The 15,100-nt window shown below is 50.5% G+C and carries 12 protein-coding genes; 6 read left to right on the forward strand and 6 right to left on the reverse strand.

From position 1 onward, the window contains the following. Nucleotides 1-36: 36 nt before the first annotated feature. Nucleotides 37-1,239, forward strand: a complete 1,203-nt coding sequence (locus tag EA392_01635; protein TVR41410.1) for a hypothetical protein — start codon at nucleotides 37-39, stop codon at nucleotides 1,237-1,239. Here the strand turns inward: EA392_01635 and EA392_01640 are convergent. After that, entirely contained in the window at nucleotides 1,233-2,609 is a 1,377-nt protein-coding gene (locus EA392_01640; protein TVR41411.1) for a hypothetical protein, read from the reverse strand. The two genes, EA392_01635 and EA392_01640, sit on opposite strands and share 7 nt — an antisense overlap. Then, nucleotides 2,594-3,154 carry a hypothetical protein gene (locus tag EA392_01645; GenBank protein ID TVR41412.1) on the reverse strand — a complete coding sequence of 187 codons (561 nt, stop codon included), beginning with the start codon at nucleotides 3,152-3,154 and terminating at the stop codon, nucleotides 2,594-2,596. Before EA392_01645 ends, EA392_01640 begins: the two co-directional genes overlap by 16 nt. Nucleotides 3,155-3,791: 637 nt before the next feature. On the opposite strand from EA392_01645, the gene EA392_01650 reads away from it, so the two are divergent. From EA392_01650 to EA392_01665, 4 genes are all read left to right on the forward strand, one after another. Further along, on the forward strand, nucleotides 3,792-4,601 hold the full coding sequence (locus tag EA392_01650) for a DUF4349 domain-containing protein (GenBank protein ID TVR41413.1): 810 nt from the start codon (nucleotides 3,792-3,794) through the stop codon (nucleotides 4,599-4,601). A gap of 102 nt (nucleotides 4,602-4,703) precedes the next feature. Beyond that, complete coding sequence (locus EA392_01655; protein ID TVR41414.1) at nucleotides 4,704-5,282, forward strand: hypothetical protein; 579 nt, start codon at nucleotides 4,704-4,706, stop codon at nucleotides 5,280-5,282. Nucleotides 5,283-5,342: 60 nt separating this feature from the next. Beyond that, complete coding sequence (locus tag EA392_01660) at nucleotides 5,343-7,286, forward strand: Na+/H+ antiporter NhaC family protein (GenBank protein TVR41415.1); 1,944 nt, start codon at nucleotides 5,343-5,345, stop codon at nucleotides 7,284-7,286. A gap of 286 nt (nucleotides 7,287-7,572) precedes the next feature. Beyond that, nucleotides 7,573-9,000 carry an FAD-binding protein gene (locus EA392_01665; GenBank protein ID TVR41416.1) on the forward strand — a complete coding sequence of 476 codons (1,428 nt, stop codon included), beginning with the start codon at nucleotides 7,573-7,575 and terminating at the stop codon, nucleotides 8,998-9,000. A gap of 406 nt (nucleotides 9,001-9,406) precedes the next feature. Here EA392_01665 and EA392_01670 read toward each other — a convergent pair whose 3' ends face one another. The 4 genes from EA392_01670 to EA392_01685 all read right to left on the reverse strand — a co-directional run bounded on the left by EA392_01670 (nucleotide 9,407) and on the right by EA392_01685 (nucleotide 14,102). Beyond that, nucleotides 9,407-10,054 carry an outer membrane lipoprotein carrier protein LolA gene (locus tag EA392_01670; GenBank protein TVR41417.1) on the reverse strand — a complete coding sequence of 216 codons (648 nt, stop codon included), beginning with the start codon at nucleotides 10,052-10,054 and terminating at the stop codon, nucleotides 9,407-9,409. A gap of 10 nt (nucleotides 10,055-10,064) precedes the next feature. Then, nucleotides 10,065-12,554, reverse strand: coding sequence for a DNA translocase FtsK (locus EA392_01675; protein ID TVR41418.1), 2,490 nt, complete (start codon nucleotides 12,552-12,554; stop codon nucleotides 10,065-10,067). Between the two features lie 125 nt (nucleotides 12,555-12,679). Further along, nucleotides 12,680-13,354 carry a DUF4412 domain-containing protein gene (locus EA392_01680; protein TVR41419.1) on the reverse strand — a complete coding sequence of 225 codons (675 nt, stop codon included), beginning with the start codon at nucleotides 13,352-13,354 and terminating at the stop codon, nucleotides 12,680-12,682. Nucleotides 13,355-13,358: 4 nt separating this feature from the next. Beyond that, nucleotides 13,359-14,102 carry a hypothetical protein gene (locus tag EA392_01685; GenBank protein TVR41420.1) on the reverse strand — a complete coding sequence of 248 codons (744 nt, stop codon included), beginning with the start codon at nucleotides 14,100-14,102 and terminating at the stop codon, nucleotides 13,359-13,361. Nucleotides 14,103-14,234: 132 nt separating this feature from the next. On the opposite strand from EA392_01685, the gene EA392_01690 reads away from it, so the two are divergent. Continuing rightward, a partial coding sequence (locus EA392_01690; protein TVR41421.1) for an arginase occupies nucleotides 14,235-15,100 on the forward strand: 866 nt, incomplete at its 3' end.

Genomic DNA, 15,100 nt, shown 5'->3' on the forward strand with positions numbered 1-15,100 from the left:
GGTGTTACAAAGTTAAGGAGTCGTTACTTTTGATGCATGAAGCATCGTCAAAAACCCAATGCTTTTTTCCACGTTTTGTTCACAACCAGCACGGCGATTGCCTTGCTTCTGGTTTCATCCTGCGCTCGTCCTTCGGCCGGTCACCAGGAGAAAAACTTCATCGACATTCGTTGCAAAGAGGGGCCATTTCAAAAAAACACGCCTTGCAGGGTGAGCTTTTCGGATGGTACGGTACAAAACGGAAACATTCGGGTACGGGGTCAGAGTTCGCTCAAATACCCGCGTCAATCTTACAGGATGAAGCTCAACAAGCCGCACTCTTTCTGTGAACTCCCGCAACATAAAACGTGGATTCTGAATGCCAGTTACATAGATCGCTCCTTCATCCGTCACCGATTCAGTTTTGAGCTTTTTCGCCGCTCAGCTCCCGACCGTATCGCCCCGCATGGCTGCTACCAAGAAGTATGGCTCAACGGGCAGTACATGGGTTTGTATTTTGTGAGTGAACGCATTGACCGCGAACGCTGCGGCATATTACCCGGTTACAAGGCAGGTGGAATGCTGTTTAAGGAGCCGCCCGTTTTTATACAATCTGAGCAAAGCACATCCCGACCAGATGAAAAGTACAGGCAGAAGTTTCCGGGCTTTCCCAAGCGGAACGCAACCCATGAAATGCGGAAACTGGAGTTGTTCATTCAAAACAGCGATTCAGCTTCATTCAATGACAGCCTGGACTATTGGTTCGACAGATATAACCTTACCGATTGGGCGCTGCTGCTGCTTTTTACCAACAACACCGATGGCTTGCTTCGCAATTTTTACCTCTACCGCGTGCACCACGGAGCGCCATTCAGGGTGGCGGTTTGGGATTACGACGAAACCTTCGGGCGGTTTGGAGATGGGCGCAGAAATGACTTTGAAGAAATGGTGAATTTGCGGGTGAACAGGCTTTTTGATCGCATGTTGGACTGGACAGACTTTGAAGCACGCCTCGGTAATCGCTGGCTGGAGCTTCGCAACGGCCCCTGGCACCCGGATACAGTGCTGAACCGCGTGGATGCATTGGTTGCTGATGTGGAACCCTACCTCGAACGCCACGAGCGCATGTGGCCTGCTCAAGGTGGTTGGTTTGCCGACAGCCTCACTTTTGAGCAGGAAATTGAACTGATTCGCGATTTTACCGCTCGCAACTACGCCAGGCTGGATAGTGTATTCGAAAATAGAAGCCTCTCTTACTGATTGAGCGGAATGGCCTCGTCGCCTTCTTCGTACAGCACGTAGTTCACGAAAAACTGGAACATCTCGTCCGTGGTTTTCATGTCGCCTTTGGGCTCCCGAATGGTTTGGGGCGGATCAAAGGGCTGAAAGGGATTGCCCGCGGTATTGTCAAAGGTGCCCCATACCTCAATCTTACTGCCTTTCGGGATTTTGAGTATGTGCTTAAAGGTGTAGAAGTACTGCCATCTGAAGTCCCAGCGCGGCAGGTGTACAAGCGGAATGGTGTCGCCGTCCGGGCGAATGGCATAGGCCAAAAACTCCTTGCCGAGCAGGTGCATGTGCGGATTGATGGTGAGTACTGACCAATCCTGCGGTACGCGGTAGGTGGTTTTAAAGGTAACGACCGAATCGGCAGGAATCACAAACTCCGGAATAACGGGCGTATCACCCAGCGTGCCCATCTGCAATTCGCGCATGGGTCGTTGGGGGGGCGTGTCTGAAAACCACAATTTAAAGTGCGACAGGTCAAAGGTATCGAGTGCGCTTGGGCCGTAGTGCATGGTTTGCATCAGAAAGGCCGCCTGCCGCTTGAGGTAGTACCCGCCAATGCCCTCGGGATAGGCCACGGCCTCCACGCCCGGCAGGTAGTTCACCATCGAAGGCGAAAGAGGCGGGTAGGTGCCGTCGTCATTGAGCAGTTGCATGTAGTGATAAGCCGAAAACGAATCGGTGGTATCGGGGTCAACGATGGTTTCGCCCTGCCAGATGTCGCTTTTCTTACCATCGGGGTAGTTGATCAGGCTGCCGTTCATGTGGTGCACAAGCTGGCGGTTGCCCGGCACAAACTCCACTGCGCGCAAGAAGGTGTCGGCCGGCAGCTCAAAGGGAACCTTGATGTAAAGAAAAAGGTCGCGGTTGTTTCCCGGAATCCATACGGTATCTTTCATCGAAACAATCCTGTCGGGCGGGCCGAGCACCGATGCGCGGTCAAAATCGGGCAGGGGAGGAAGGTCGTCAGCACGTCCTTCAAGCGCTCCTTCTTCAAACCACCGCTGAATCATGGCAATTTGCTCGTTGGTTAACCCGCGCTCGTTGGCGTAGCTTTGGTATTCGCGGTTGGCCGGCCACGGAGGCATAAAGCGGGTTTCGGTCACGTGGGCAATCATTTTGGCGCGCTTTTTCACGTCCTGATAACTCACCAGCGGAAACGGCCCGGCCTCACCCAGCCGGTGACAAACCGCGCAATGCTCAAAGATGATGGGGGCGATGTGCCTGTTGAATGTTAAGGCAGTATCGTCGGTGCCTGTATGCGCACTTTCCTTTTGCCGGGTGGGCTGGCATGCCGCCAAAAGCAGGATGGTGATTCCGGTTGAAACTACTCGATAAAACATCCTACTGCCTGGGTTTTATCGGGTTCTATGCTTTCTCCGCGATGCATGGAGCTAATCGCTTCGTGAAGGTATTCGCGCTCCACCTGCAGTTTCTTCTGCCCGAGGCTGATGGCCCAGTCGTCAATGGCTCCCTGGTACAAAATGCTTCCATCCGGCCCGCAGAGAAATACCTCGGGCGTGATGGTGGCATTCAAGGTGCGCACAAGGCTCATTTCCGGATCGAGCATCACCGGAAGTTCCAGGTTGTACTTGCGGATGTACTGCCGTATTTCCGAAACGGGGTAGAAGGTTCCGGCCACCACACCCACAAACAGGAGGGAGTCTGAGGTCCACTCACCCACAAGCTCATTGATTCTGAGCGCGTAACTCTGGCACAGCGGACATTCGGGCGAGAGAAATACAAACACCACTTTTTTGTCGGCCAGTTCACCCAGCTCAAAGGAGGAGTCGTCGAGTTGAACCAGTGTAACTTCCGTCCAACGAGGCTTGGAACAGGAAACCGCGAGGAACACAAACATCATAGCAAACATCCACAAATGACGCATGTGGCAAAGATAGTTATTGCGACGCCCATGATAAATGGCCTAAGAAGAATCTCTATGGCAGAACTTTGTGTTTTAGGTTTATCCCAAATTAAGCAATTGGCCCTGCCAATGCATATTGTGGGTCTATATCCTTTGCGCTCATTGTGGTTAAGCCTTTTTACTGCCAGCCGTGCCGCAGGTTGAAAGGCCTAAGCGTACCGGGTAAACGTATTTAGAACACCTTGTAAATCAACAATTGCGAATAAGTTTGAATGAGACTTCTCCACTTCGCGTTTCGTACCTCTACGCTTCGGTCGAAGTGACAAATAGACAAATTATTTGTTACTAGATTGAATTCTATCCCGTTTTAAAGCGTTTGCCCAAGCTTTCAATGATTTTGCCCCGGAAGGCTTCTTTAAATCCCAAATAATCCCAAAAGAGCAGCCCTGAAAAGAGGATAGGAAAGTTGCACGATGGGTTAAAGACGGGCGAAAGGTGAGGTGTTTTAGTTGGATACTAAACAATTAGTTAGGACGGATTGACTTCCTGGCTCCACGACCTTTCAAACGACTCCAAACACCTTTATAGCAAATATGCAACCACACACTTTGAGAGGAAATGACGCGTTTTTACGCTCATCAACTGAAAACCAACATGTATGAACAATCGAAAATTAGGATTTGCCCGTGGGCGGCTCCTCGCATTGGGGTTGCTTATTGTTATTGCCGGTTGCGGTGGTAGCGGAGACAGCGCCTATACGGACACTGTTTCGGAGCCGCATGTACCGTCTCAGAAGGCATCTGTGGAAACGCAGCAACCTCGCGAGAGCAGGATGATCAGAACCGGTCGACTGGTCTTTGAAACCGAAGACCCTTCCGCCACGCGTTCATTCCTGGTAGAGGAAATCAACCTACGGGATGGCTATATTACCTCCGATGAAACGAGTAAATCGTTAAACCGACTGAGCACCACGCTGGAGGTTCGCATTCCGTCGGAGCAGTTTGGGGGTTTTTTAGAGCGTGTTTCCGATCATGTAACGAGGTTTGATACCCGCCATATTTCAGCCCGGGATGTTAGCGAGGAATATGTGGACGTGGAAGCCCGGCTCAAAACCAAAAAAGATCTTGAGACCCGCTATCTTGAGCTGCTGTCAAAGGCTGTGACCATTTCGGAGATGCTTGAGATTGAACACCAGATCGGGTTGCTCAGGGCCGAAATTGAGTCCATGGAAGGCCGACTGAAATACCTCGACAACAGGGTGTCGTATTCCACGCTGAGCATTACCTACTATGAGCTGACGCCCGAGGAAAAGCGTTTCGGTTCGCGGTTTATTGTGGCGTTTAAAAGCGGGTGGGACAACCTTATCTCCTTCCTGATTATGATGACCCACATTTGGCCGTTTTTCGCCATCGGTATTGCCATTGCGCTTGGCTTTAGCTATTTCGGAAAACGCAAGCGGACGAAATAGGAGTATGGAAATGCGCATCATTGGGTAGTTACCTGCGAACGCTCCATTGCATTTATGCTTATATTGTGCTGTGTTCTCCTCACAGGGAATGGCACATAGACATTGGCAGACACACTCAGGAAATATGCAGCCCTTATTACAGTGCTCGCCCTGTTTTCGGATGGTTTTTCACAGTCCGGAATCAGCGTGGAGTCCAACCGGAGCAGCTACACAGTGGGCGACGAGATTGTTGTTGAATATCGCTCCTTGAAGGGTATCAATGCAGTTGGCGTTCCCGAGGGAAGTGGCTTTGAACTGAGCAGACCCGGCTGGCGGTACATCATCAAGATCGCGGATGCACAAGGCGAAGTCACCTTTGTATGGCGTTACCACCTCAGGGCCCTGAAACCCGGCTTGCTCGTAATTGAAAGTCCGGATTTCTGGATGGAAGGCACGCTTCTCAAGGCAAACAAGCATTTTTTGTTCATTCACGAAAAACCGCTGATTGTGGCGGCCGGAGACCTGCGTGAACTCAAGCTTGCCGATCCGGAAACATTGGGTGAATTACCCATTCGGTACGTTGTGACCTCAAGCTATGGCTATGTACAGCGCATGTTTCGTGGGCAGTGGCATTTTGCGCGTAAACTCAGTGCGGAAGAGGTGTTGGAGATTCAGGAAAAGACGTCAGTCCGTAGGCCGTAGGAACTATATTCAGCATTGGTTTCACCCCAATTGCTACCTTTAGCCACCTTTCACGGAGGTATGCGAACATCATTCCTGTTGCTTTTTCTGTTGACGGCTTTCGGGGCTGCCGGTGCGCAAAGCGAGCCGGGGCCTGAAGACTATCGCGTGGAGCTTTCGGCTTTTTCGGTGAAAGGCATTCCCACTACCGGAACCATTTCGCTGCTCAATGACAGTTTGATGAACAATTGGGGCCAGGGAGCTGTGCCTGCCGTGGTCAACGGTGAGCGCAGGTACATTGATTTTCAAGGAGGGGAAGGCTCTTTTACCGTCAGTTTCGACCGAAACGAGCCCTTTTCGATACGCGTGGGGCAGTTTGCACACGTGCAGGATATGACCCCCATGCCTCTGTGGCTGTCGGTTTTGCCGCCGCTGATTGCCATTGCACTGGCGCTGGTTTTTAAGGAAGTGATAGCCTCCCTGTTTCTGGGCTTGCTGTTTGGCGCCGGATGTGTGGGCTACTACAGCACGGGCTGGAGCGGTGCAGCGGGTGGGTTTTTCAGGGTGATTGATACCTACATCATTTCGGCACTCAACGACTGGGGCCACCTGGCTGTGATTCTTTTTTCGCTCTTTATCGGTGCCATTGTGGCCATCGTCACCAAAAACGGCGGTATGCTGGGTGTGGTGAATCGCATTTCGCGATTAGCCAAAACGCCCCGCTCCGGACAGCTTACCACATGGGGAATGGGTCTCGCTATTTTCTTTGACGACTACGCCAATACACTGGTGGTGGGTAATACCCTGCGGCCCGTAACCGACCGATTGCGCATCTCGCGCGAAAAACTGAGCTACATTGTGGATTCTACCGCTGCACCCATGGCAGCCATTGCCCTTGTTACTACGTGGATAGGTGCACAGCTTGGCTATATTGACGACGGCTTGAAAATCATCAATGCCGATGAAACGGTTATCGCTTCGGGTAGTTACGCCGTGATGGTGCAGTCGCTGGCATATTCGTACTATCCCATTCTCACGCTGGTCTTTATTTTTATGCTGGTGTGGATGGGGCGCGATTACGGTCCGATGTACCGCGCCGAAGTGGCCGCCCGCAAACGACCCGAGGGTCAGGCGGACAAAAACTACCAGCAAAGCAAGGAACTGGAGGCCCTTCAGCCCGAGGACGGTATCAATCTCCGGCCGCTCAACGCCATCATTCCCATTGCGGTGGTGATTTTTGGAACCGTAGCCGGTTTGCTCATTACAGGCTGGGATTCGGCAACATGGGCGCAAAGCGACACCGGATTTTTCAGAAAACTGGCACTTAACATCGGCGATAGCGATTCATACACTTCGTTGTTGTGGTCTTCGCTTGCCGGACTTGCCACTGCCATTCTGCTCACCGTAACCCAAGGCATCATGCCGCTGGGCGACACGCTCGAGGCCATGTTTACAGGTTTTAAAACCATGCTTGGGGCCATTGCTATTTTGGTGTTGGCGTGGTCGCTGGCGGCCATTACCGAACAGATGCACAGCGCCGATTACCTTACGGGCATCCTCACCGGAAACATTCCTTATTGGTTGCTGCCAGGACTTACTTTTTTGCTGGCCGCTTTGGTTGCGTTTTCAACGGGTTCGTCGTGGGGCACCATGGCCATACTCTACCCGTTGATGCTACCACTGAGCTGGTCGGTTTGCATGGCGGCCGGTTGTGATATGGCAGTGGGGCAGTCTATTTTCTTTCACGTAGTATCGGCGGTGCTGGCCGGCTCCGTGCTTGGCGACCATTGTTCACCCATTTCCGACACCACCATACTTAGCTCCATGGCCGCGTCGGTGAACCACATAGCGCACGTTCAAACGCAGTTGCCCTATGCGCTCACGGTGGGTGCTGTGGCCTTTGTGCTTTCGGTTGCAGCGGCACTGCTGCAAGTAAACGGACTGGTTTTTATTGCCCCGGGAGTCCTTGTGTTGTGGCTGGTGATCAGGGTAGTGGGGAAGGAGGTTGAGGGCAGGGGGCGGTAGCACTGAGCAAACGGTTGAGCCGATCAACTTCAAATTATCTGTCAAGGTCGTTCCGGTGGGTTTAAGGCTTTCATCAGAACGGAATTGGGTTTAGGCTTCCCATCTCTGCTTCCATTTTAAAACCACGGAAGATTGGAGTAAGTTGTGCGGATTTTTAGTGGAAGTAGCACGCAAGGTGGTTTCCACCGGCATCCATCGTCTAATTGTCTCATCGTCTAATCAGCCCGTCACCAATCATCTCATCATCTCATTACCACATCATCTCATCAACCTGTATCTTTGTTCAATGAAGCCAAACATTGATTCTGAAACCGCAGCTTATACCCTGGTGGACGATGCAGCCATAGCGCAGTTTCAACAAATGCTTGGGGCAGAGCATGTATTTGAAGATGCCGAAACACGCACCCTATACGGACACGACGAAACGGAAGACCTCAGCTTTCCGCCGGAGGTTGTACTGAAACCGGAGACGCCTGACGAAATAGCCGCTGTTTTGCGCTATTGTAACGAGCGGCGGATTCCGGTAACGCCCATCGGTGCGCGCACAGGTTTGAGCGGGGGAGCGCTGAGCCTCTTTGGTGGCGTGGGCTTATCACTCGAGCGACTGAACCGCATACTTCATATAGACACCCAAAACCTCCAGGCCACGGTTGAACCCGGTGTGATTACCCAGGTGTTTCAGGAATCCGTTGAAGAACACGGGCTCATGTATGCGCCCGATCCGGCAAGCAGGGGCTCGTGCTTTATCGGTGGAAATATCGCTGAGAACTCTGGCGGACCAAGGGCACTGAAGTACGGAGTGACCAAAGACTTTGTGCTGAACCTGGAGGTGGTGTTGCCCAACGGCGAAATCATCTGGACGGGCGCCAATACCCTCAAAAACTCAACGGGTTACAACCTTACCCAGTTAATGGTTGGCAGCGAAGGCACGTTGGGCATCGTAACCAAAGCCGTGATGAAATTACTGCCCAAACCAGGCCACAATATGCTGATGCTGGTTCCATTCAACAGCGCTGAAAAAGCCTGCGAAGCGGTTTCGGCCGTGTTCAGGGCGGGTATTACACCATCGGCGATGGAGTTTATGGAGCGCGATGCCATTGACTGGTCCTTGAAATACGTGGATGATGTTTCCCTGCCGGTGGGCGAGGAGGTGGCAGCACATCTGCTGGTGGAAGTGGATGGAAACAATCCGGAACAACTGATGGAAGAGTGCGAGAAGATTAGCGCCTTGATGGAAGATTACGGTGCCACAGACGTTCTTTTTGCCGATGACGAACAGCAAAAAAACACCCTGTGGAAATTGCGCCGCAAGGTAGGGGAGGCGGTAAAGGCTCATTCAGTATATAAGGAAGAGGATACGGTCGTTCCGCGCTTTGCACTTCCGGTGCTGTTGAATGGGGTGAAGGAAATTGGAAGAAAATACGGGTTTCATTCGGTGTGTTACGGACATGCCGGCGACGGTAACCTGCACGTGAACATTATTCGCGGGGAGCTCTCCGAGGAACAGTGGAACGAGACCCTTCAAAAAGGAATCCGCGAAATTTTTGAGCTCACTGCCTCGTTAGGCGGTACCATTTCCGGTGAGCACGGTATCGGTTACGTGCAACGACCATTCCTCGATGTGGTATTTTCATCTACGCACCGAAACATCTTTCAACAAATCAAACAGGCTTTCGACCCCCGTGGTATACTCAACCCCGGCAAGGCAATCTGAGGTCTTCCTTGGTTAACGGGAAATACTATAATTAAAACCGGATTGCGGTTGATTTTCCAAACTTCACGCTCAAACGAATGGCGTATTTTCTAAGATGAACCACTTATTTCAATCGGCAAAACCTAACGCATGAAAAAATATTAGAATTAAATAACCACATTTTCAGTCACATATAACGAAAAGAGGTGTAAAAGCAATAAAAAACTGTTTTGGGGCTTGCTTCAGTAGGTGTGTTTCTATACTTTTGGACTGCGTTAACTTTAAAAGGCCGCTGCCACCCCCCGGTAGCATTTCGATACGAAAAGGCCTATGCGAAGTTTTTCTGTTTCATAGCTTCAAAAGCCCTCCACGGAGGGCTTTTGAATTTTATGGCATGTGCATAGCCTTCGTACAGAGAGAGGTCTTGTTATCGCAAATCAATTACTTCCGCGCCGGGAAACTTCGATTTTTCAAAGGCAAATGTGCCGCTGGGAATACTTTGGTCGGCCTTGAATGACTGCAACTCGTAGGTGTAATTGTCGCCTTCCTTGCCCATCACTTCAACTTTCAGCAGTTCCAGTTTCTCGCTGTCAACGTGCACCTTTACGGTGTGAAAAGATGAATCGCCCGGCTTTACGGGGTGCAATTTAATTTGGTGGGCTTTGCGTCCGTTTACGTCTCCTGTGCCATCGTAGAACTGCTTAAACCCCGACTCCCAAATGGTAAAAAGCTTGGAAGGATTCAGCGCATTGTCTTCTTCGGTGGCTTCGTAATCCACGTATACCTCGTTGCTTTCGCTCTGAAAGGTCCATCGGGTATCCCCATCACCAATCACCACATCTTTGTCGAGTTTAACCCGGTACTTGTCTCCGGCCACCACAATGCTACCGGATTTTTTCATGGCGATATCGCTTTGGAGATCGACCAGACTCATGGTAAAATCGGCAGAAAAATTCTTGTAAGCCTTGGTTTTGTCGCTCACTGAATTTAAAATGTCTATTGCCTTTTGATCCTGGCTCATTACTCCCGAGGTAAACCCTAAGGTTATGAGGATCAATGTTGCGATGGTTTTCATAAGTCTCGTTTTAATTGTCAGATTGCTCCCTGTTCAAGAACTGTTCCAAACTGTATTCATCAGGGATAAGCACCTGGCGTGCTTTGCTTCCCTCAAAAGGCCCCACCACACCGGCGGCTTCCAACTGGTCAATTATGCGTCCTGCGCGATTGTAGCCGAGCTTGAGTTTTCGCTGCAATAATGAAGCAGAGCCTTGTTGATGAATAACCACCACACGGGCAGCATCTTCAAATAGATCGTCGCGGTCTGCGTCATCAAAGTCTGCCATACCACCGCTGCTTTCGTCCTGGTATTCAGGCAAGAAGTAGGCGCTGGGGTATCCGCGCTGGCTTCCGATGAATTGCGTGATTTCTTCCACTTCGGGTGTGTCCACAAAACCGCATTGGATACGGGTTGGTTCATTGCCCAGCGACAGCAGCATATCTCCGCGACCAATCAACTGATCGGCACCGCCGGCGTCCAGGATGGTGCGCGAGTCAATCTTTGATGTTACCCTGAAAGCAATGCGCGCCGGAAAGTTGGCCTTGATGATACCCGTTATCACATTCACCGACGGACGCTGCGTGGCAATAATCAGATGGATACCAATGGCGCGTGCCAACTGCGCAAGTCGTGCAATGGGGCCTTCCACTTCTTTTCCGGCCGTCATTATAAGGTCGGCAAACTCGTCAACTACCAATACGATATAGGGAAGGAACCTGTGCCCTTCTTCCGGGTTGAGCCTGCGCTTTACAAATTTGGCATTGTACTCCTTGATGTTTCGCACCTGCGCCATTTTCAGTAGCTCATAACGTTCATCCATTTCCACACATAGCGAATTCAAGGTAGTAACCACCTTGCTGGTGTCGGTAATAATGGCTTCCTCGGTATCGGGGAGTTTGGCCAGAAAATGGCGCTCAATCTTATTGAAAAGGGTCAGTTCTACCTTTTTGGGGTCAACCAACACAAACTTAATCTGCGAAGGGTGTTTCTTGTAGAGAAGCGAAACCAGGATGGCGTTCAGACCTACCGATTTACCTTGTCCGGTAGCTCCTGCCATCAAAAGGTGGGGCATTTTGGCCAGGTCGGTTACAAAGGTCTCGTTCGAAATGGTTTTTCCCAGCGCAAGGGGCAATTCAAAGTCACTGTTTTGAAACTTGTCAGAAGCTATGAGCGAGCGCATGGAAACCACTTCGGGCTTGGAGTTGGGTACTTCAATACCGATGGTTCCTCGTCCGGGAATAGGTGCGATAATTCTGATTCCAAGGGCGGCCAGACTAAGCGCAATATCATCCTCCAGGTTCTTGATTTTTGAGATACGCACGCCTGCTTCCGGAACGATCTCATACAACGTTACGGTTGGCCCAATGGTAGCCTTGATGCGCGAAACACCTATTTTGTAATGTCCGAGGGTTTCAACGATTTTGTTTTTGTTGGCCTCAAGTTCTTCCTTATCTACATTGATATTGCCGTCGCCATGCTTTTCAAGTATGTCGAGTTTGGGGAACTCATAGGACGACAAATCGAGGGTAGGGTCGTAGTCTTCGAGATTTTTGAGGCGGTCTTCAATTTCTTCCTCGCTCAATTCTGCCTCCGGACTGCTAACTTCAACCTCCAGTTCGTCATCGGCAGAGCCTGCGTCCTGTGTTTCCCGGGGAGTTTCGGCCAATTGATCTGCTTCTTCTACGGGTGTTTCCGGTTCAACCTGCCTCACGGTAAACTCGAGTTCCGCTTCGTCAATGTCATCCTCGTCATCGCTCAGCAAATCGTCAATTACGTCATGGCTTCGGCCCTCAAAGTCACTTTCATCCGGAATTTCTGCTTCTTGCTCAGGTTCAGCAACCGGATTTTCTTCGGAATCGGATACTCCTCCTGACCTAAAAAACCGCTGATATGTTGAACCAAACAGGCCGGTGAGTAACTGCGGCGACAGATTGAAACCAACCATCAAAAAGCCAACCCAGCCAAAAAACACGAGGGCACCGGTACCGAAACCGCCAAGCGCGCTGTGCAGCCAGTGATGAACATGATAACCGAATGCACCACCCAGGTAGGGATGGTTAACCCCGAACATTGCGGTGAGGGTGAGGGGCACGAGCAGAAACAGCGCCAGCAGGTAGGAAAGGGTTTTTCCTATGGGGAGCACCCAGGTTTTGAATAAAATGCGCAACCCCGTTAACCCGGTAATCAGCACCAGCCCGAAAGACATCACTCCAAACCCTGCGTGAATCAACAGGTGGCTGAGCAGTGCGCCAAATTTGCCGAGCCAGTTTTCAACCTCAATTTCGGGGTTCATCATAAACTCCCACCACGAACCGCTGAGTTGACTTTGGTCGTGTTTCCATGTGAAGAAAAACGAACACATAGCCACCGTAATAAAAAGGGTGATTAAGAGAAGGAGTAGGCCGATGATGCGCTTAAAACGCTCACTTTGCAAAAAGGCCAGCACACTTCCGATCACTGATCGCAATGTGCTGCCTTTGGTTTTGGTGTTTTTTTTTGCAGACGATTTCGCTGCCATGTGTATTGGGCTTTCGCGGAAAAACTCCGCATTGCTTTAAGCTTCCAAAGTTAGGTGAAACTACAGGAGCTCGCCCATCAAGCACGCTGCTGTTTTAACAGCGGTTTGTTAACGAAATTCCGCGCTTATTCTCCTCCCATGGCGCCCATGGTTTTCTGAAACTCATTGAAGTCCATATGGGTGTATCCATCGGGGATTGAAAACTCATCTTCGCTTACTTTTCGCTTTTCAACACTTTCGGCTTCAAGGGTCATGATAAACTGGCCGGTAGAGGTGGAATACTTCAACGGAAAACCTTTCAATCCGGGAAGAGAGCTGTTCTTGCTGCTGGTGAGTTTGTCGGTGTAATAGATTTCAAGTACGATCTCCTGACCGTCTTCCTCCACGCGCATGATGGCTTTTTTGCAGTCGTATCCGGCAATGTTTTTTGTTTCGTTTACGTACTCAAAATCGGGCACATCGTCTTCGCCGCGCATCTCTTTTCTGCTTTCCTGATCAAGAACAACGGCCATTTTCTGTCCCATCATATCCATCAGCATCACACCGGTTTCGGCGGCGTTGTCCATAATGGTGGTTTGCTTCATTCCCATTGAGAGGGGCTGCTCCAGTTTGGTCATCTCTCCTTTCATGGTAGTGATGGATTGCGAGGGAAGCATGGAAGCGTAAGGTGCCATTTCTTCAGGAAGGTTCTCGTAGGTGATCTTATAGGTAATCACGCCCTCAAAGGACTGCGCGTTCAGGTTAAAAACGAACCCAAGGGCAACCATGCTCAGGGACCAGCGAATCATCATGTTTTTCATGGAGTTAAAAATTAAAGGTGGAAATTACTTCTTCTAGTTCTGCTTGCAGGCGCTCAACCGGTACACGGTCATAACCGGGTTCCGGAACGAGGCTCGATTCGTTTATTCCCAAACTTTGTACCGAAACTGCTTTGAAACGCATACGGATTCCCATTTGTTCGAGGTCGTATTGCAGCAGCACGCCGTCAATCTCGTGAAACTGTGTGCACCAATTGGGGTTGGGTATGTTAATCGCGTCGGTGAAATAAATGGTCATTTCGGGCATGGAGATATGGTCAAAAATACCGATGGCCTTTTTACAAGGTAATCCGGCAATGGTGTCCAACTCACCGGTTTCGATAATGGTTAGCCGGGGCATTTGATTGAGCTGCCCTAAAATATCCGACTCATTGTATTGGGATTCAATCTTTTTCTTGAAGATTTTGATCTGATGAACCATACTGCGCTCGTTGCCGTTCACCACAAACCTGTTTTTGAATAGTCCCCCTACCGTTGATAATTCTGTGGAATAAACGCCCTTGTTGAAGTGCATGGTCATCTTTTCCGGCAGGAGGCTCGTCATCAAACCGCTGTCGTCCTCGAGTGTTGGAAAGGTGATTTTGTACTCAATGACGCCCTGCTGGGGCCGCTGATCGAAAACCTTGATTTTGTCGCAAGACCCCAGTAAGAATATGATAACAAGGCATATAGCCGCATGAAAGGCGAGCGGCCTACGTTTCTGGAGTAAGGAAAAGTTGGTCATGATCATTCAGGGTGCCAATATAGTTAATCTGTGCTTTTGGAAGCAACCTTGTTTGTTTCAGTGCACAATATGTTTGTTTGAGAATGTTCAGGCCGGCTAATCGCAGTGCTTGTGTACCTTTGCCGGAGATTTTTCACTATGCATACCATACAGTTTGTAATTAACGAATCAGAAATAACCGCAGGCACACGAGGTGCTAGTCTTGGGGCAAAAGCGGTTGAAATAGAAGCGCTCAAGAAGAACGACGACCTTTTTGTGCGTTCCCCGGTGCACGCTATTGCCCACCGCAACAATGCCCTCTACGATCGTACGCGCTTTCCGCTGGCTAAGCGCATTGATGCTTTCAGCGAGGTGTTTGCTGATACGGCACGCGTGGTGGCAGATGTGATAGACTCAGGGTATTTTCCGCTGGTTATTTCCGGTGATCACGGCAACGCCGCGGGTACCATTGCCGGACTTAAAATGGCCCGGCCCGACCAGCGAATGGGCGTGATTTGGATTGATGCCCATGCAGACATGCATTCGCCTTACACCACCCCTTCGGGCAACATGCACGGAATGCCGCTGGCTATTTGCCTCAACGAAGACAATGAAAGCTCCCGAATCAATGACCCCGACAGCGAAACATCGGGATACTGGAACAACCTGAAAGCTTTTGGCGATATCGCTCCCAAAATTCAGTACGACGACCTCGTTTTCTTTGGCGTTCGCGACGTGGAAGAACCAGAGGTTCAACTCATGCAGGAACGCAACGTGCCCAACTATACCGTTGAGACCGTAAAAAAACGCGGCGTGAAAAAATGCGTAACCGAAGTGCTTAACAAGCTCAAAGACTGCGATTATATCTACATTTCGTTCGACGTTGACAGCATGGACCCGAACATCGTTTCGAAGGGTACTGGCACGCCTGTGAAAAATGGGTTCCGTCCTGCTACCGTTCTCGAAATTATGCAACTCATCATTGCTTCAGGCAAGGTAGCATGTCTTGAAATTGTAGAAGTAAA

The organism is Cryomorphaceae bacterium, from assembly GCA_007695365.1.
Classification (GTDB): Bacteria; Bacteroidota; Bacteroidia; order Flavobacteriales_D; family SKUL01; genus SKUL01.